The sequence below is a fragment of the Devosia sp. genome, assembly GCF_036563435.1.
GTDB lineage: Bacteria > Pseudomonadota > Alphaproteobacteria > Rhizobiales > Devosiaceae > Devosia.
Genome location: NZ_DATCMJ010000014.1, coordinates 23,067 through 39,716 on the forward strand (window position 1 = coordinate 23,067; position 16,650 = coordinate 39,716).

Annotated in this window: 19 protein-coding genes and 1 pseudogene; 14 read left to right on the plus strand and 6 right to left on the minus strand. The window is 65.2% G+C overall.

Annotation, left to right across the window (positions count from 1 at the left end):
- The first annotated feature begins 65 nt into the window (after positions 1 to 65).
- Both VIL88_RS08295 and lysA read left to right on the plus strand, forming a co-directional pair.
- Positions 66 to 785, plus strand: coding sequence for a gamma-glutamylcyclotransferase (locus VIL88_RS08295; protein ID WP_331987689.1), 720 nt, complete (start codon positions 66 to 68; stop codon positions 783 to 785).
- A 186-nt stretch (positions 786 to 971) separates the two neighbouring features.
- Positions 972 to 2,231, plus strand: coding sequence for a diaminopimelate decarboxylase (lysA, locus tag VIL88_RS08300; protein WP_331987691.1), 1,260 nt, complete (start codon positions 972 to 974; stop codon positions 2,229 to 2,231).
- A 3-nt stretch (positions 2,232 to 2,234) separates the two neighbouring features.
- Here lysA and VIL88_RS08305 read toward each other — a convergent pair whose 3' ends face one another.
- Together VIL88_RS08305 and VIL88_RS08310 are read right to left on the minus strand one after the other, a co-directional pair.
- A complete protein-coding gene (locus VIL88_RS08305) occupies positions 2,235 to 2,645 on the minus strand; it encodes a response regulator (protein WP_331987693.1) in 411 nt (136 codons plus the stop codon).
- Complete coding sequence (locus tag VIL88_RS08310; RefSeq protein WP_331987695.1) at positions 2,645 to 3,628, minus strand: zinc-ribbon domain-containing protein; 984 nt, start codon at positions 3,626 to 3,628, stop codon at positions 2,645 to 2,647. Before VIL88_RS08310 ends, VIL88_RS08305 begins: the two co-directional genes overlap by 1 nt.
- 212 nt (positions 3,629 to 3,840) lie before the next feature.
- Here VIL88_RS08310 and ftsE point away from each other — a divergent pair, with 212 nt between their 5' ends.
- The 8 genes and pseudogenes from ftsE to VIL88_RS08350 all read left to right on the plus strand — a co-directional run bounded on the left by ftsE (position 3,841) and on the right by VIL88_RS08350 (position 9,873).
- Positions 3,841 to 4,503: a cell division ATP-binding protein FtsE gene (ftsE, locus tag VIL88_RS08315; protein ID WP_331987697.1), complete on the plus strand. Its 663-nt coding sequence runs from the start codon at positions 3,841 to 3,843 to the stop codon at positions 4,501 to 4,503.
- A complete protein-coding gene (locus VIL88_RS08320; RefSeq protein WP_331987699.1) occupies positions 4,496 to 5,425 on the plus strand; it encodes an ABC transporter permease in 930 nt (309 codons plus the stop codon). The genes ftsE and VIL88_RS08320 overlap by 8 nt, the downstream gene beginning before the upstream one ends.
- A 71-nt stretch (positions 5,426 to 5,496) precedes the next feature.
- Positions 5,497 to 6,309, plus strand: coding sequence for a 1-acyl-sn-glycerol-3-phosphate acyltransferase (locus tag VIL88_RS08325; protein ID WP_331987701.1), 813 nt, complete (start codon positions 5,497 to 5,499; stop codon positions 6,307 to 6,309).
- A 130-nt stretch (positions 6,310 to 6,439) separates the two neighbouring features.
- Positions 6,440 to 6,769, plus strand: coding sequence for a hypothetical protein (locus VIL88_RS08330; protein ID WP_331987703.1), 330 nt, complete (start codon positions 6,440 to 6,442; stop codon positions 6,767 to 6,769).
- Between the two features lie 156 nt (positions 6,770 to 6,925).
- Positions 6,926 to 7,105, plus strand: a complete 180-nt coding sequence (gene rpmF / locus VIL88_RS08335) for a 50S ribosomal protein L32 (RefSeq protein WP_331987705.1) — start codon at positions 6,926 to 6,928, stop codon at positions 7,103 to 7,105.
- A 117-nt stretch (positions 7,106 to 7,222) separates the two neighbouring features.
- Positions 7,223 to 8,623, plus strand: coding sequence for a class II fumarate hydratase (gene fumC / locus VIL88_RS08340; RefSeq protein ID WP_331987707.1), 1,401 nt, complete (start codon positions 7,223 to 7,225; stop codon positions 8,621 to 8,623).
- 3 nt (positions 8,624 to 8,626) lie between these two features.
- Positions 8,627 to 9,359, plus strand: a pseudogene (locus VIL88_RS08345) (phosphotransferase enzyme family protein).
- 64 nt (positions 9,360 to 9,423) lie between these two features.
- Complete coding sequence (locus tag VIL88_RS08350) at positions 9,424 to 9,873, plus strand: hypothetical protein (protein ID WP_331987709.1); 450 nt, start codon at positions 9,424 to 9,426, stop codon at positions 9,871 to 9,873.
- On the opposite strand, the gene VIL88_RS08355 is transcribed toward VIL88_RS08350, so the two are convergent.
- Together VIL88_RS08355 and gloB are read right to left on the minus strand one after the other, a co-directional pair.
- Entirely contained in the window at positions 9,870 to 10,121 is a 252-nt protein-coding gene (locus VIL88_RS08355) for a hypothetical protein (protein WP_331987711.1), read from the minus strand. The two genes, VIL88_RS08350 and VIL88_RS08355, sit on opposite strands and share 4 nt — an antisense overlap.
- Before the next feature lie 152 nt (positions 10,122 to 10,273).
- Entirely contained in the window at positions 10,274 to 11,041 is a 768-nt protein-coding gene (gene gloB, locus VIL88_RS08360; RefSeq protein ID WP_331987713.1) for a hydroxyacylglutathione hydrolase, read from the minus strand.
- 104 nt (positions 11,042 to 11,145) lie between these two features.
- Here gloB and VIL88_RS08365 point away from each other — a divergent pair, with 104 nt between their 5' ends.
- The 3 genes from VIL88_RS08365 to VIL88_RS08375 all read left to right on the plus strand — a co-directional run bounded on the left by VIL88_RS08365 (position 11,146) and on the right by VIL88_RS08375 (position 13,995).
- Positions 11,146 to 11,883, plus strand: a complete 738-nt coding sequence (locus VIL88_RS08365) for a class I SAM-dependent methyltransferase (RefSeq protein ID WP_331987715.1) — start codon at positions 11,146 to 11,148, stop codon at positions 11,881 to 11,883.
- A 64-nt stretch (positions 11,884 to 11,947) separates the two neighbouring features.
- Positions 11,948 to 13,045, plus strand: a complete 1,098-nt coding sequence (gene hisC / locus VIL88_RS08370) for a histidinol-phosphate transaminase (RefSeq protein ID WP_331987717.1) — start codon at positions 11,948 to 11,950, stop codon at positions 13,043 to 13,045.
- Positions 13,042 to 13,995, plus strand: a complete 954-nt coding sequence (locus VIL88_RS08375) for a prephenate/arogenate dehydrogenase family protein (RefSeq protein WP_331987719.1) — start codon at positions 13,042 to 13,044, stop codon at positions 13,993 to 13,995. Before hisC ends, VIL88_RS08375 begins: the two co-directional genes overlap by 4 nt.
- Here VIL88_RS08375 and VIL88_RS08380 read toward each other — a convergent pair.
- Positions 13,992 to 14,963 (minus strand): DUF2125 domain-containing protein, encoded by a 972-nt coding sequence (locus tag VIL88_RS08380; RefSeq protein ID WP_331987721.1) that lies wholly within the window; start codon positions 14,961 to 14,963, stop codon positions 13,992 to 13,994. The two genes, VIL88_RS08375 and VIL88_RS08380, sit on opposite strands and share 4 nt — an antisense overlap.
- Before the next feature lie 158 nt (positions 14,964 to 15,121).
- Here VIL88_RS08380 and VIL88_RS08385 point away from each other — a divergent pair, with 158 nt between their 5' ends.
- Positions 15,122 to 15,667, plus strand: a complete 546-nt coding sequence (locus VIL88_RS08385) for a gamma-glutamylcyclotransferase (protein ID WP_331987723.1) — start codon at positions 15,122 to 15,124, stop codon at positions 15,665 to 15,667.
- A 193-nt stretch (positions 15,668 to 15,860) separates the two neighbouring features.
- Here VIL88_RS08385 and VIL88_RS08390 read toward each other — a convergent pair whose 3' ends face one another.
- A complete protein-coding gene (locus tag VIL88_RS08390; protein ID WP_331987725.1) occupies positions 15,861 to 16,577 on the minus strand; it encodes a biosynthetic peptidoglycan transglycosylase in 717 nt (238 codons plus the stop codon).
- Positions 16,578 to 16,650 lie beyond the last annotated feature (73 nt).

Genomic DNA, 16,650 nt, shown 5'->3' on the forward strand with positions numbered 1-16,650 from the left:
CCGGTGAGCCGTTAGAGAGTGGATTCCCGCCTGCGCGGGAATGACATCGCGAAAAGGAACACCCTGTGGCCCCACAAAACCGACAGATGCGCCTGACCGAGCGCCATGTCGGTTACTTGCAACCTCACGACCCTTCCGAAGACATGCCGCCCCCGCCCGAGGGCATGCATGCGGCGACCCCCGAGGATCATGCCAGAACCATCGAGGCGCTGCTGGGGCCGGAGCGTGGCCATGACGAGGTCTGGATCTTTGCCTATGGCTCGCTGATCTGGAAGCCGGCCTGCGACTTCGTCGAAATGCGCACGGGCCTGGTGCGCGGCTGGCACCGCGCCTTTTGCCTGGGCTGGAACAATCGCTTCCGCGGCTCGGACGAAAATCCGGGCCTGATGCTGGCGCTCGATCGCGGCGGCGCCTGCAACGGCGTGCTCTACCGCCTGCCGACCGAGCGGATCGACGACTGCATGACCCGCCTCCTGGAGCGGGAAATGGCCTGGCTGCCGTCCGCCTTTCCGCCCCGCTGGGTCAGGGCGCGGAGCGGCGAACGCACCATCCGCGCCATCACCTTCTGCATCGACCGCCATTCCGGGCGCTATGTCTCGGGTCTTTCGATCGACCGGATCGCCGATGTGCTGGCGACCGCGGTGGGTTCGCGTGGCTCCATGGCCGAATACCTTTTCGCTACCGTCCAGCACCTCGAGCAGATGGGCATCCACGATCCCCATCTCTGGCAGCTGCAGGACCTGGTCGCCGAGCGGATCGAAGCGGCATACGAGGCGGACCGGTAAGTCTCGCTTCCGTTTTTCTTCGGCCTGCTTTAGGGCTTACCTGACATATTCCACACGTACGTCGTCATTCCGGCGCAGGCCGGAATCCATGCGCAGAACCAGCCGCATCGCTGATGTGTGGCGATGCGGACCTGGATCCCGGTCTTCGCCGGGATGACCTCGTGGGTAGGCAACTCCGGGGCACAAATGGTCCACCACTTCCATCACCGCGACGAGACCCTCTATGCCGAGGACGTCAACCTCAACGAGCTCGCGGCCAAGGTCGGCACGCCCTTCTATGTCTATTCCAGCGCCACGCTGCGCCGCCATGTGCGGGTGGTGAAGGCGGCCTTTGAGGGCATTCCGACGTTGCTTGCCTATGCCATGAAGGCCAACAGCAACCAGGCCGTGCTCAAGCTCATGGCGTCGGAAGGCGCCGGGGCCGACGTGGTGTCGCTGGGCGAGCTGGAACGCGCGCTGGCAGCCGGTATCCGGCCTGACATGATCGTTTTTTCCGGTGTGGCCAAGACCATCGGCGAAATGCGGCGGGGCCTTGAGGCCGGGATCAAGTGCTTCAACGTCGAAAGCGAACCCGAACTCGAGCGCCTGTCCATGGTGGCCTCGGACATGGGCCGCACCGCCCGCGTCTCGGTCCGCATCAATCCCGATGTCGATGCGCGCACGCATGCCAAGATCTCGACCGGCAAGAGCGAGAACAAGTTCGGCATCCCGTTTCAGCGGGCGCTGGACGTTTACCGCCGCATCGCCGAACTGCCCAATGTCGAAGCGGTGGGCGTCGACATGCATATCGGCTCCCAGATCACCGACCTCGAGCCCTTCGGCAACGCCTTCACGTTGATGGCCGAGCTGGTCGGGCAGCTGCGCGCCGACGGCCACCATATCGAACATGTCGATGTGGGCGGCGGCTTGGGCATTCCCTATGTCGCCGAGGAAGACGCCCCGCCTTTGCCCGAAGCCTATGCCGCCGTGGTGCGCGACAAGGTGGGGCAGCTCGGTTGCTCGCTGGTAATCGAGCCGGGCCGCCTGCTGGTGGGCAATGCCGGCATCCTCGTCACCAAGGTTGAGTATGTGAAGGAAGGGGCGAGCAACTTCGTCATCGTCGACGCGGCAATGAATGACCTCATCCGCCCCACGCTTTACGAAGCGCACCACGAGATCGTGCCGGTCAACCACTCCAACCTCGCCCCCATCACCGCCGACATTGTCGGGCCGGTCTGCGAGACGGGCGATTACCTGGCCAAGGCGCGCACCATGCCCGGCGTCAAGGAGGGGGACCTCCTCGCGGTGATGAGCGCCGGCGCCTATGGCGCTGTCATGGCCTCGACCTACAATTCGCGCGCGCTGATCCCCGAAGTGCTGGTGGACGGCGACCGTTCCCACGTCATCCGTCCTCGCAAGTCGATCGACGAACTCATCGCCCTCGACTCGGTGCCGGACTGGGTCTGATCCCTATTCCTGCTTGGCGCGCTGCCCCAGCGACAGCACTTCCACCGGCTTGCCCGCGAGGGCGTCGTCGACCTTCTGGAGGAGGTCGGCGAGGGTGAAAGGCTTGGTGATGACGTCGTAGATCAGTGCATCGAGGCCATGGGCCCGTTCGCGCTGGTCGGCAAAGCCGGTCATCAGGACGATGATCATGTCGGGCCATTTCGCCGCCACATGGAGCGCCAGCGCGATGCCGTCCATGATGGGCATCTTGATGTCGGAGAGGAGCAGGTCGAAGCGTCCGTTCTCCGCATCCACCGTTTCCGCCGCGAGGCCACCATCCTCTTCGGCCACGACCTCGTGGCCCTTCATGGTGAGGGCGCTGACCACGAAGGCACGAACGGAGGGATCGTCTTCGGCAACAAGAATGCGGGCCATCAGTGATGCTCCGGGGCTGGGTGGTGTTCTTGAGGCGCCGCCGCGGCATGCTCGTCATGGGTAGCGGGAGGGTGATCCTCCTGCGGGGCGGCGGTGTGTTCGTCATGGGTTGCGGCCGGTGCATCGGCGGGGGTGGCGGCGGCAGGCGCATGTCCTCCGGCCGCTCCGAGCGGCACGGCCTGCCCGCCGGCAAAGCTGAGGCGCATGCGCACCGCCTCGGCCGGCGGCATGGGGAGTTGCGTGTCGAAGGTCGCACGTTCGCCTGCCATCAGGTCGCGCACGGCCGGCGTCACGCTCCACTCGTAGATGCCTTCGCCCTGCGCATCGAGCAGCGTCACCACCACCGCCGGCACATGCGAGGGCTTGGGCGTGAGGCCAACGATCTGCGCCGACACAAACAGCACCTCCTTGCCGTCACGCAGGGTGCGCAGGGTCGAGACATTGGCAAAGTCGAGGCCCACCACATTGACCCCCAGCCCCATCGCCGCATAAACGCCGGCCATGGCCGGGAAACGCTCGACCACCTGGACGCGGCCGAAATAGGCGACCAGGGCAATAACCAGGAGAAGCAGGCTGCCGATGATGCGCAGGGTACGGCGCAATCGCGCCATGGGCAGGTCGGCCACCATGGCGCTCTGGCGCTTGGTGAAATCCTTTTGCCGCTTGCGCAGGGTGGCCGTATCGGCCTTGCTGACGGCAGCGGCGCGATGCTGGGCCGCTTCAGCTTCCCGCTCCAGCGCCAGCTTTGCCGCCTTTTCGGCCGCGGCCGACCGCTCCTCGGCGGCCATGACCTCGTCGAGCCCATCTTCGCTGATTTCCTCGAAGGCGCGCTGCTCTTCGGCGGTCGCGGCAATCTGGTCGCTCAGCGGCGTCTGCTGCCAGGCCTGCTGGCAATTGGCGCATTGCACCTTGCGCCCGGCCGACCCGATGGCCTCATAGGTCACCTGGTACTTGGTCCGGCAATGGGGACAGGTAATGATCATCAGGCCAGACAGGTGGGTGACGCAGCTACGCCTGCCACCCTATGAGGCGGGGGTTAAGACTCCTCAAACTCCCCGGACCCTTACGCAATCCACCACATTTGTGCCGCTTTCATGCTCACATCAGCCGCTGGCTGCGCATCGGAGGCTCAAGGGCTGTATGATGGCACGACACTGATTCGCCCGCCGACAGACCATCCGGGGAGCCTGCCCTCTTGATCGAATTTTCCAATGTCGGGCTGCGCTATGGCAACGGTCCCGAAATCTTGCGGGATCTGTCCTTTTCAGTCGAGCCGGGCTCGTTTCACTTCCTCACCGGCCCGTCGGGTTCGGGCAAGACCAGCCTCCTGCGACTCCTGCTCCTGTCCTTGCGGCCCAGCCGCGGCCGCGTCACCATGTTTGGCGAGGATGTCAGCAACCTCTCGCAGGATCGCCTGCTGCAGATGCGCCGCCATATCGGCATTGTCTTCCAGGAATTCCGCCTCCTTGACCACCTGACGACCTTCGAGAATGTCGCCCTGCCGCTGCGCGTCCTCGGCCAGCCCGAGAGCGAATACCGGCCGAACGTCACCGAACTGCTGGAATGGGTGGGCTTGGGCGAGCGGATGAATGCCCTGCCCTCGCTCCTGTCGGGCGGCGAAAAGCAGCGCGCTGCCATTGCCCGCGCCGTGATCGCCCGGCCCAAGGTGCTGCTGGCCGACGAGCCCACCGGCAATGTCGACCCCGAACTGTCGAGCCGCCTGGTGCACCTTTTTGCGGAACTCAACCGGACGCTGGGCACCACGATCATCCTGGCGACGCACGAGCTTCCGCTGCTCGACAAGTTCAACTATCCGCGCATGCTGCTGCAAAAAGGGGAGCTCACCATCCATGATTGAGCGCCTCCGCGCCCTGCTCCCCATGCGCAAGGGAGCCGCAGCCATCGTTCCGGAACGCAGCGTTGCCGGCCGCACCCTGCTGCTTCTGATCACCATCATGAGCTTTCTTTCCGCCGTGACGCTGGGCGGGGTGGTGCTGGTGCAGAAATCCGCCATTGCCTGGTCGGCCGATACCGGCCGCGAAGTCACCATCCAGCTGCGGCCCGTGGAGGGCGAGGTGATGGAGAGCAACCTGCGCACCGCCGTGTCGCTTGCTCAGGCGACACCCGGCGTGAGCGGCGCCCGCGCCCTAACGGTGGAAGAAAGCCAGCAGCTGCTTGAGCCCTGGCTGGGCAGCGGGCTCGACCTCACCGCCATCGAAATTCCGCGTCTTGTCGTCGTGCAGCTGGCCGACCCGGCTGAGGCCGATATCGAGGGGCTGACGCGCAACCTCGAAGCGGTCAAGGGCGCGAGCCTTGATACCCATGCCGCCTGGCGGCAGCAGCTCAATACCATGGCCGGCACCATCGTCTTCTCGGGGCTGCTGGTGCTGGTGCTGATCGGCGCAGCGACGGTACTGGCCATCGTCTTTGCCACGCGCGGCACCATGGCCACCAACCGCGAGATCGTCGATGTGCTCCACTATATCGGCGCGTCCAACAAGTTCATTGCCGGCGAGTTCCAGGGTCGTTTCCTGTCGATAGGCCTGCAGGGCGGGCTGCTCGGCGCGGTCGCGGCCCTGTTGTTCTTTGCCCTGATCGGCACGGCCGCCGGCAACATGCTGTCGAGCGAGGCAGGGGCGCAGGCGGGCATTCTCTTCGGCCGCTTCGCGCTTGGCCTTTCAGGCATGATCGGCATCGCGGCGGTGGTTCCGGTGATCGCTGCATTGACGGCGATCACCTCGCGCGTCACCGTCGGCCGTTTCCTGAGCGAGACGTCCTGAGGGCTCCCCTCGCCAAGTTCCGATTTGCCCATTAAGAGGCGCCAGGCGGCGCCTCGCCGCGGGAGATGTTCATGGCAATTATCCAGTTCCTGCGCACGGTGCTGTTTTACCTGGTCTTCATCCTCCAGACGGCAATCGTGGCCATCCTTGTCGCCATTGTAGGGCTGGTCGCCGGCGGCAGTTCACCCATGGGTTGGGCGCTGGCGCGCTACTGGTGCGCTTCCAACATCTGGCTGCTACGCGTCATCGCCGGCGTGCGTACCGAGGTGACCGGGGCGGAAAACATCCCGGTCGGCGGCTGCATCATCGCTTCCAAGCACCAGAGCGACTGGGACGTGTTTGCCATTTTTCCCTTCACGGGTCGTCCGGCCTATATCGTCAAGAAAGAGCTGATGCGCATCCCGATCTTTGGCTGGGCGGCGCGCTCCATGGACTGCATCGAGATCGACCGGCGCCGCGGCGCGGCCGCCATTCCGATGATGATGAAACAGGCGCGCGACGCTGCCGACCGCGGCCGCCGCATCGTGATTTTCCCGGAGGGGACCCGCAAGGCGCCGCTGGCGCCGGCCGATTATCGGCAGGGGATCGTGCGGATGTACAAGGAGCTCAACATTCCTGTCGTGCCGGTGGCGCTTAATTCCGGCCTGTTCTGGGGTCGCAACAGCCTCCTGATCTGGCCAGGCAGGGCCAAGGGCCGCATCCTGCCGCCAATCGAGCCCGGCCTACCCCCCGATGTGTTCCTTGAGCGGCTCAAGAATACCATCGAGACGAATACGGACGACCTGATCCTCGAGGCTGCCGATCAAGGCCTTTCGCGCCCGGTGAGTCCCGCTTTCGCCGAGCGCTTGGCGGAATTGCGCGAGGCACGGGAAAACACCGCCTGACTACTACATATTGACGCCTCCTCCGAAGAGGAACATAGATCTAGATCATGTGCAGCGCAGCGTTTGACACGCGTTGCATTTTGTTCTAATTTTGTTCTCATTCGGGGGCGTGAGCGACATGGCGGATGGCATGAACAGCAATATCCTGGCACACGGCTTTGGCCGCCTCAGCCAGTGGCAGGGGCGCTCGGGACGCTTCTATGCCATGGCAAGCCAGAACCTCGAGCAGTTCGCCATGGATCAGGCCGACCTGTTCCTCCTGGCCAAGGGCAGCCATGTGCTCTGGGTCGGTTCCAGCGATGACCTCGTTGCCGACCCCATGAGCCGAAGCCGCTTCCGCCTGGCCATTGCATGCGCCGACCGGGTTTTTCGCGTTCTCTCCACCGACGTGGTCGAACGCATGACCATGATCTGGGATCTCGAGGGCGCCGAGCCGCTTCATGGAGCCCAGGCAGCTTAGGGGTTTCGCGCTGCGCACTGCAATTTTGCGCAGCCGTTTCGAAGCCCTCTAGCCAAGCCTTAGCTCTTGCTCTATAGAGCCCACCAATCCCTTCAGAGATAAGTCTCTGGGCCGCTCTGGCGGCGCAACGTTATTGAATTCGGAAGGACCCGAACCATGGCAGTGCCAAAACGCAAGACCTCGCCGATGAAGCGTGGCTTCCGCCGCTCGGCCGACGCCCTTGCCAGCGCATCCTATGTCGAAGACAAGGATTCCGGCGAGCTGCGCCGCCCGCACCACGTCGACCTCAAGACCGGCATGTATCGCGGTCGCCAGGTCCTCGAAGTCAAGAAATAAGCCGAAAGACGGGGCGTGTTTGCCCGCCTTTTCTGATATTGCAACGGCCGGTCCCCTGCGGGATCGGCCGTTTTGCTTTGCCTGCCGCCACCAGGGCGGCCAATCGGGAGTGACTATATGAGCATGCGCGTTGAATCGGACACGATGGGCACGATCGAGGTACCGGCTGAGAAATATTTCGGCGCGCAGACGGCCCGGAGCCTCCAGAACTTCGACATCGGCGGCGAGAAGATGCCGACCGAGATCGTCACCGCCTTTGGAGTACTCAAGAAGGCCGCCGCCCTCGCCAACCACAAGCTGGGCCTTTTGGACGAAAAGACCCGCGACCTGATCGTGGCCGCCGCCGACGAGGTGATCGCTGGCAAGCTCGCTGACCACTTCCCGCTCGTCGTGTGGCAGACCGGCTCGGGCACACAGAGCAACATGAATGTCAACGAGGTCATCTCCAACCGCGCCATCGAGATGGCGGGCGGCACCATGGGCTCCAAGAAGCCCGTGCACCCCAATGACCACGTCAACATGAGCCAGTCCAGCAACGACACCTATCCCACGGCCATGCACATCGCCGCGGTCGAGGCACTGGTGAACTACCTCTTCCCGCGCGTCCAACTGTTGCGCGATACGCTGCAGGCCAAGTCCGAAGAATTCATGGACGTGGTCAAGATCGGCCGCACCCACCTGCAGGACGCCACGCCCCTGACGCTGGGCCAGGAGATTTCGGGCTGGGTCGCCCAGATCGACTATGCCGTTGCCGCCATTAAGGCCACGCTGCCGCAGCTCCAGGAGCTGGCTCTGGGCGGCACCGCCGTCGGCACCGGCCTCAATGCCCATCCCGACTATGCCGTGGCGGTGGCCAAGGAAATCGCCGGCCTGACCGGCCATGACTTCGTCACCGGTCCCAACAAGTTCGCGCTTCTGGCCGGACACGACGCCTTTGTCGGCACGTCGGGGGCGCTCAAGCAGCTCGCCGCCGCCTTCATGAAGATCGCCAACGACGTGCGCTGGCTGGCATCGGGCCCGCGCTCGGGCCTGGGCGAGATCACCATTCCGGAAAACGAGCCGGGGTCCTCGATCATGCCGGGCAAGGTCAATCCGACCCAGTCGGAAGCCATGACCATGGTCGTGGCGCAGGTCATGGGCAATGACGCGGCCATTGGCTTTGCGGCCTCCCAGGGCAATTTCGAACTCAATGTCTTTAAGCCCGTCATCGCCTATAACTTCCTCCAGAGCGTGCGGCTCCTGGCCGATGCGGCCAAGTCGTTCAACGACAACTGCGCCATCGGCATCGAGCCTGACCGCGACCGCATCAAGCAGCTGGTCGACCAGTCGCTGATGCTGGTGACGGCGCTCAACCGCCGCATCGGCTATGACAATGCCGCCAAGATCGCCAAGACCGCGCACAAGAACCGTACTACCCTGCGCGAGGAGGCCATCGCGCTGGGCCTCCTGACCGGCGAAGAGTTCGACGCCGAGGTCAAGCCCGAGCAGATGGTGGGTCCGCTCAAGCTGACGAAGTAGACCATGCCTTGGGAGGCGCTGTCGCTCTGGGGCGAGGATGTCCAGCGCCTCGAACCACTGACCGGCGGCGTCGCCAATGACGTCTGGAGCCTGCGCATTGGCGGGCAACTGGCGGTTGGGATGATTGGGCACCAGAAGCGACGCTGACCTGGCCTGGGAAACCGGCTTGATGCGGCATCTCGACCGGCACGGCATGACCGTGCCGCTGCCCATCCCGACCCTCGACGGGCGGGATTTCGCCCATGGCCTTGTGGTCATGCGCTTTCTCGAAGGCGGCCCGCCGCGCGATGAAAGCGACTGGCGACGCGTGGCCGGTGCCTTGCGGCGGCTGCACGCGCTGACCGCAGACTATCCGCAGCGGCCGGGCTGGAAATCCTCGCTCGACCTCCTCGAGGCACGCAAGGGCACGCGCATCGACCTCAATGCCATGCCCGAGGAGGCTGTAAGGCGCTGCCGTGCCGCCTGGGCGCGGCTCGCGGGCCGGCCCACCGCCGTGATCCATGGCGATGCCAATCCGCGGAACATCCTGGTGACGGCGGACCGGGTAGCCCTGATCGATTGGGACGAGTCCCATTGCGACGTGCCCGCGCTCGGTCTCGACCTCCCGCATAACGCCGCGGGACTTGATCCGATGGAACACGACATTGCGTCACAGGCCTCTGCGGCGTGGGAAGCCGCGGTGTGCTGGAAGGACGACTATGCCGAGCGGCGCCTTGCCGAGGTGCGCCCGGTCTGACGGAGCCCCTTTTCGCCCCGCATGACCTCTGGCATGGTGCGGCGAGCCAAACCGGAGCCTGACGATGACCGAAACCGTATTCGTGCCGACGCATGCTGCCCCGCGCCGCCGCGGTCCGTTCATCCCGCCGCTGCTGGTCGTGCCCTTTGTGCTCTATAACCTGGTGGTCTTTGTGTTTTTCGGCGCCAATCCGGTGAACTGGGGCGCCGGCATGTTCGCCATTCCCATGCCTTCGGGCATGCCCTGGGCCATCACCGCCGGTGACTTCCTCCTCGTCGTCGGCATCGTCTGCCTTTTCGTGGAAGTGCTCAAATCCACAAATTCGGCGCGCGCTTCCATCGTCGAGCACATGCTGTCCATGGTGCTCTTCGTGGTGTTCCTGATCGAGTTCCTCCTCGTCGGAGCCGCCTCGAGCTCGGTCTTTTTCCTTTTGATGGTGATGTCGCTGATCGATGTCGTTGCCGGCTTTACCGTCTCGATCTCCAGCGCCAGCCGCGACGTCTCGATGGGCTAGACGACAATGGTCGTCCGGTAGCCAAGCGGCATGCGCTTGGCCGCAATCTTGCTGCCATTGGCATAGGCCCCGGTTGCGCCTTCGGGCGTGGCCTGCCGGCGCTTGCGCTGCGGCGCCAGCCGATAGCGCTCGGCCAGGAGCTGGCTCACGAAGGCCGCGTCCGCTTCCGAGCGCAGGAGCGACGGCCGTGGCTGTCTGGGTTCGAGGGGCATCGGCAAGACCGATCGTGTTGTTTCAGCTTCGGACAAGGCGACCTCGAAACAAGGACGAAGTCGCGCTGTCTCATTGTTGAACGCATCAGCCCGCTTCGCGCTCCATTAAGCGCGAAATGCCCCCCAGATGCTAACCTTTTGTTAACACTTCGCCACACCAAACGTGTGGATAGTTAAAACCCGCCGGGTCAGAAAGTGTCCTTGCCCTTGCGGATGGCGGCGAAGACCTCTGCCGGCGCTGCGCCTTCGAGCCCATAGTGCCTCGCCAGCTCCGGCGCGTCGGCGCGGAGGAACGGGTTGGCCAACTTGTCCTCGCCCAGGCGGAACGGGATGGTCGGCTCGCCCGCCGCGCGCAGGGCATCGACCTCGGCCGCCCGCTTCTGCAGCGCCGGGTTGTCCGGATCGATCGAGAGAGCAAAGCGGGCATTGCTCTGGGTATATTCGTGCCCGCAATAGACCAGCGTGTCGTCGGGCAGCGCCCGCAAAGCCTTGACGCCTTCCCACATGGGGCCCGGCGTGCCCTCGAACATGCGGCCGACGCCGAGCGAGAACAGGGCATCGGCGGTGAAGAGGTGCTTGCCCTCGGTGTCGTGGAAGACGATGTGCCCCAGCGTATGACCGGGCGCATCGTAGACCTGGAACACCGTCTCCCCCAGCGTCACCGTATCGCCGCCGGCGACCAGCTCGTCGAGATCGGCGATCTTGTCCGCCTCGGCGCGCGGACCGACGACGCGGACGCCGAAGGCGGCTTTCAGTTCGGGAATGGCTTCCACATGGTCGATGTGGTGGTGGGTGATGAAGATGTCGCTCAGCGTCCAGCCGCGGCGGACCAGGGCGTTGCGGATGGCTGCGGCCTCGGGCGCGTCGATGGCGGCAGTGCGGCCCGTGGCGCTGTCATGCACCAGGTAACCGAAATTATCGCTGCGCGCGGGAAAGACATCGACGATCAGACTCAAGGCACCACTCCTTTGAAAACATGAGCTTGAAAGCTAGAGGCGCCGGTTCCACATGACAACCGGCCAATTGGACAAGTCAATTCGAAAGCGGCAGAGTTGCGCCCATGACCGCCGACGTCACCCGACTCATCGCCTATTACAAATCCCCCCTCGGCCGCATCTCGCGGGCTTTGGTGCGCGAGCAGATCATGGGCCTGGCCGAGGATGTGGCGGGCAAGCGCGTGCTGGGCCTGGGCTTTGCCACGCCCTATCTGCGCTTCACGCTGGAAAAGGCCGAGCGCGTCCTGGCCTTCATGCCGGCCCGCCAGGGGGCCTCGGCCTGGCCGCGCGAGGGTCCGTCGCACACCGTGCTGTGCGATCCGCTCGAAATGCCGCTGACCGATGCCGCGGTCGATCTCACCATCGCCGTCCACGCCTTTGAGCACGTGGCCGATGCCGAGGAGCTGATGCGCGAGCTTTGGCGCGTCACCGCGCCCAATGGCGAGTTGATCGTGGTGGTGCCGCGCCGCCGCGGCATCTGGGCCCAGCGCGACAACACGCCATTCGGCCAGGGCAATCCCTATTCCGGCAGCCAGATCGACCGGCTGTTGCGCGAGCATGGTTTCACGCCCGAAGCCTGGCGCGATGGACTGTTCCTGCCGCCGGTGCAGTCGTCGTTGGTGCTGAAATCGACGCGGCTGATCGAACGCACGGGACGCCTGTTCGCGCCGGCCATGAGCGGGGTCATCTGCGTGCGGGCCCGCAAGCAGGCCTTTCCCGCCATTCCCCGGCGCAAGCGCGAGGAACGGTTCGTCCGGGTTCCTAGCCTCAATACGGCCACGGCCCGCCTTTCCGACCAGTAGGCACGTTGCCTTACGAGGGCGGCTTGACTATGGTCCGCCCGCATTTTCTGCCCAGATTGGCACCATGTCCCAACCCACGCGCCCCGTGCCGCAAGCCGGCATTCTCGACATCGCTCCCTACCTGCCCGGCAAGTCCGGCGCGGCGGGCACCAGCTATGTGAAACTCTCCTCCAACGAGTCCCCGCTGGGCGCCAGCCCCAAGGCCATCGAGGCCTTCCGCTCGGCCGCCGAGACGCTGGATATCTATCCCGAAGGCTCCTCACGCATCCTGCGCACGGCACTGGGGGAAGTGCATGGCTTGGATCCCGAGCTTATCGTGTGCGGCAACGGGTCCGACGACCTCTTGCATCTCCTCGCCCAGTGCTATCTGGGCGAGGGTGACGAAGCGATCATGAGCCGCTACGGCTTTTCGGTCTATCCGATCATCACCAAAGCGGCGGGCGCCCAGATCGTCATGGTCGACGAGGATGATTACCGCGCCGATGTCGACGCCCTGCTGGCCGCAGTGACCGAGCGCACCAAGGTCCTTTGGCTCGCCAATCCCAACAATCCCACCGGCACCTACCTGCCCGACAGCGAGATCCGGCGCCTCCATGCCGGCCTCCGGCCCGACATCCTCCTCGTGGTCGACAATGCCTATGCCGAATATGTCACGGCCGAGGACTTCACCACCGGCGCCGACCTGGTGCGGGAGGCCGAAAACGTCGTCATGGTTCGCACCTTCTCCAAGATGGGTCTGGCAGCGGCGCGCATCGGCTGGATGATGGGACCGGCTCATGTGGTGGACGCCATTAACCGCATCCGTGGTCCCTTCAACGTTAACCTGCCGGCACAGCTAGCCGGCGCCGCCGCCGCGCGCGACCAGGAGTTCAACGACAAGCTCAAGGCGCACAATGCGCTCTGGCGCGACTGGATCACGGCCGAACTCGACAGCTCCAACCATTTCCGCGTTGTTCCCAGCCAGGCCAACTTCGTGATGGTGTTGTTCCCCGATGCGGAGCACGCTGCGCTCGCTTTCGAGACGCTGCGCGAGCGGGGCCTCATCGTGCGCGAAATCGGCCCCTCCTATGGCATTCCCGATGGCTTGCGCATCTCCATCGGTTCGGAACAGGCCATGCGCGGCGTTGCCGGCATCCTCAAGGCATTGGTCAAGGTCGCATGACGGTTCATTTTCGCAAGCTCGCCCTGATCGGCATTGGCCTAATCGGGTCGTCCATCGCACTGGCCGCGCGGCGCCAGGGCCTGGTCGACACCATCGCCATCGCCACCCGCAAGCAGGAAACCCTCGACGAGGCACGCGACCTCAAGCTGGGCGACATCTATACGCTGGATGCCGCCGAAGCGGTGCGCGGGGCAGACCTGGTTATCATCTGCACCCCCGTAGGCGCCTATGAGGGGGTGATGCGCACCATCGCCCCGGTGCTGGAGCCCGGCGCGATCCTGTCCGATGTCGGCTCGGTCAAGGGTCACGTGGTCAAGACGCTAGCGCCACTTGTGCCGGAGGGCGTGAGCTTCGTGCCTGGTCATCCTTTGGCTGGTACGGAACATTCCGGCCCCTCGGCCGGCTTTCCCGAGCTGTTTGCCGGCCGCTGGTGCGTGCTGACGCCTGGTCCAGAGGTCGATCCTGCCAAGACCGAGCAGCTTGCCGCCTTCTGGCGCGCCATGGGCAGCCAGGTGGAAAGCATGGATGCCGCCCACCATGACATGGTGCTGGCCATCACCAGCCACATCCCGCATCTGATCGCCTACAATATCGTGGGGACGGTGGCCGACCTCGAGACGGCGACGCAATCGGAAGTGATCAAGTTCTCGGCCTCCGGCTTCCGCGATTTCACCCGCATCGCCGCCTCGGACCCCGTGATGTGGCGCGACATCTTCCTGACCAATCGCGATGCCGTGCTGGAAATGCTCGGCCGGTTTTCCGAAGACCTGTCGGCGCTGCAGCGTTCGGTGCGCATGGGCGACGGGCCGGCGCTCGAGGCACTGTTTACCCGCACCCGCGCCATTCGCCGCTCGATCATTTCGGCAGGCCAGGAAACCGCGGCGCCCGATTTCGGCCGCCCGCACGATGCCCCGCCGGCGCCCGGCGAGGGTGCCGAAAAGAGCAGCTAGAAGAGCGGCGGCACGCTGGCGATGGGCACGAGGCCCGAAAAGATCGCGCCGTTCTTGAAAGTCAGCTGGTTGGTATAGACGCCTTCGGCGCCCGGCGTTCCCAGCACCAGCGTGCGCCAGGGCTCCTCGATCATGGGGCCGATGCGTTCGGCGACGCCCGTTGAGGTGATCGCCACCTGGCCATCCACCATTGCCTGCGCGTCGAGCCCGAGCGTCCCCGTGGCATCGAGCACCGAATCGGCATCGGTGGCATGAATGCGAACGATGTTGAGCTTGCCGCCGGCTTGCTGGATCGACGGCAGCAGGGCAGGATCCCCCCAGTTGCGCACATCGTCGGGCAGGCCGGAGAGTTCGAGCTCGATATCGGCATCTGTGCCTGTGAGCGTCAGGCCCGGCCAGGCCAGGCCCTGCGCGCGCCCATAGGCGGCCAGCGCGGCGAGGTGCCGCTCCGGATCGTGCTGCTCGGGAATGTCGAACAGGTGCAGCTCGACCAGGGGACTCTGCGCGATCACGGCATCGCCGAACAGGCGATCGCTCCACACCACATCCTTGCCCGAGACCGACAGGCGCTGGATACGCCAGTTCTGGACGTTGACGCTGGCATCGAGCGTCGACCAAGCGACACTGTTGCGCGTGCCGGTGAAGCTGTCGGTCAGTTGCAGCGGCCCCTGGGCGGAGGCGAGGAGATGGAACGGCGAATAGACGCGGGCGCTGGCGCGGATGCCGGGCACATCGACCACCAGGTCGCCGCTGACGATGCGGGCATTGCCGCAGTCGAGATCGAAGCGGAACGGATAACCACCCACATTGAGCGTCTCGCAGGCGAGGTTGGGCGTCTGCACGCCGTCAGCCGCGGCCAGCGCCTGGACATTCTGCCGGATGAGCCCGCTGAGGACGGCCCAGGCAGCGCTCCAGAGAACAATGACGGCGACCACGACGGAGCCGAGAATGATGATTCGCTTCTTCATGAGGGCAGTCATACCTGTGCGGCCGGTCGGACTAAAGAGCGCTGGTCGATAGCCCGGCGGTGCTTTCCGGGTCGCGGCCCCTGTCGCATAGGGGCTAGGCAGCGGGGGAGATTGCTTGCAGCCGCAAGCTTGCCTAGGTTTCTGTTCAGGATATGACCATGTTCCAACCCACCACCGCAGCGACCCGCTGGGTCTTCGGCTACGGATCCCTGATCTGGAATCCGGGCTTTCCGCACCTGTCGGCGCAACAGGGCCTGCTCAAGGGCGCCCATCGCAGCCTCTCCATCATCTCGCACCATCACCGCGGCACCGTGGAACAGCCGGGGCTGGTGTTCGGGCTGACACGCGGCGGCTCCTGCCGCGGCATGGTTTTTGAGGTGGCCGAGAGCGACTGGGCGGACGTTTATGCCTATCTGCAGGAGCGCGAACAGGTGACCACCGTCTATCGGGACGTCCAGCGCCCGGTGCGACTGGCCAATGGCCGGACGGTAAGCGCCCTGGCTTTCCTCGTCGACGAGCGGCATCCGCAATTTGCCGGCAAGCTGGAGCTCGACCAGCAATTGGCCATGGTGCGGGCGGGTATCGGATTGTCCGGCCGCAATGTGGATTATGTGCTCAATACCGCGCGGCACCTGCAGGAATTGGGCATTCGCGACCGGCCGCTGATGGCGCTGGCGGATAGGCTGCAAGCGGAAGAGGCTTAGGAGAGCACCGGCGACGCCGCAACGCTTCCCTCCCCTCTGAGGGGAGGGACTGAGGGAGGGGGGCGTCCGGTGGTCCACTGATGGACCCCCACCCCCAACCCCACCCCGCAAGGGGGAGGGGAGCCGACGCGCGGTGGCAAACGGAACAAGGTGGAGCCTCCCAGGGGTGCGATAAACGCTGATGTCTGGTGCCCTACAGTGCGAGCCTTCCTCCCTCGCCCACGCAGCTGGCGCGGTCACCGAACTGGGCGACCCGGTTCTGGATCACGCCGGCGATGCGCAGCATGCCCTGCGATGGGCGGCCGGGCTGGCGCAGCAGGGGGTTTGGCAGGGCGGTGACCAGCAGCGTCGCCGTGCGCCAGTCAAGGTTTTGCGGTTCGATGCCGAAGGCGCGGCGGGCACCGGCGGCGACGCCGAACTGCCCCTCAGGGCCCCATTCGGCGATATTGAGGTAAATCTCCATGATCCGCCGCTTGGGCATGACCAGGTCGATATAGGCGGCCAGCGGCACTTCCAGCGCCTTGCGCACGACGCTGGCGCGATTGGAGAGGAAGAGGTTGCGCGCCACCTGCATGGTGATGGTGGACGCGCCGCGCGCATCCTCGCCGGCCATGAAGCGCTCGACCTCGGCGCGCAAGGCCGCCAGGTCCACGCCCCAGTGGCGGCAGAACTGCCCGTCTTCGGACAGAATGACCGAGGCCTTGAGGCGATCGGAGATGTCCGGGAGGTCGCGCCACTCGCGCTCCACCGGGCGGCCGGTGACGTAGCGCTCCAGCATCGGCACCGAGACCGGATCGACCACGAGGTAGACCGGCGTCAGAACCACGGGGATCGCCACGAGCACTGCAAGCAGCAGCGCTGCCGCGCGGATGATCCGCCAAATACCCTTTGCTCTCCCGCGTCGTGCCATGCGCTTTCCATAGCGGCCCCGATGGCTGCGTCAAAGCGGCAAAGTCGCCGCGGTGGCTTGCCGCCCGCGCCAC

Bases quoted from the DNA above. Each gene is read 5' to 3' on its own strand.
- lysA (WP_331987691.1), top strand. From the start codon at position 972: ATGGTCCACCACTTCCATCACCGCGACGAGACCCTCTATGCCGAGGAC.
- VIL88_RS08305 (WP_331987693.1), bottom strand. From the start codon at position 2,645: ATGGCCCGCATTCTTGTTGCCGAAGACGATCCCTCCGTTCGTGCCTTC.
- VIL88_RS08310 (WP_331987695.1), bottom strand. From the start codon at position 3,628: ATGATCATTACCTGTCCCCATTGCCGGACCAAGTACCAGGTGACCTAT.
- VIL88_RS08320 (WP_331987699.1), top strand. From the start codon at position 4,496: ATGATTGAGCGCCTCCGCGCCCTGCTCCCCATGCGCAAGGGAGCCGCA.
- VIL88_RS08325 (WP_331987701.1), top strand. From the start codon at position 5,497: ATGGCAATTATCCAGTTCCTGCGCACGGTGCTGTTTTACCTGGTCTTC.
- VIL88_RS08330 (WP_331987703.1), top strand. From the start codon at position 6,440: ATGAACAGCAATATCCTGGCACACGGCTTTGGCCGCCTCAGCCAGTGG.
- rpmF (WP_331987705.1), top strand. From the start codon at position 6,926: ATGGCAGTGCCAAAACGCAAGACCTCGCCGATGAAGCGTGGCTTCCGC.
- fumC (WP_331987707.1), top strand. From the start codon at position 7,223: ATGAGCATGCGCGTTGAATCGGACACGATGGGCACGATCGAGGTACCG.
- VIL88_RS08350 (WP_331987709.1), top strand. From the start codon at position 9,424: ATGACCGAAACCGTATTCGTGCCGACGCATGCTGCCCCGCGCCGCCGC.
- VIL88_RS08365 (WP_331987715.1), top strand. From the start codon at position 11,146: ATGACCGCCGACGTCACCCGACTCATCGCCTATTACAAATCCCCCCTC.
- hisC (WP_331987717.1), top strand. From the start codon at position 11,948: ATGTCCCAACCCACGCGCCCCGTGCCGCAAGCCGGCATTCTCGACATC.
- VIL88_RS08375 (WP_331987719.1), top strand. From the start codon at position 13,042: ATGACGGTTCATTTTCGCAAGCTCGCCCTGATCGGCATTGGCCTAATC.
- VIL88_RS08380 (WP_331987721.1), bottom strand. From the start codon at position 14,963: ATGAAGAAGCGAATCATCATTCTCGGCTCCGTCGTGGTCGCCGTCATT.
- VIL88_RS08385 (WP_331987723.1), top strand. From the start codon at position 15,122: ATGTTCCAACCCACCACCGCAGCGACCCGCTGGGTCTTCGGCTACGGA.
- VIL88_RS08390 (WP_331987725.1), bottom strand. From the start codon at position 16,577: ATGGCACGACGCGGGAGAGCAAAGGGTATTTGGCGGATCATCCGCGCG.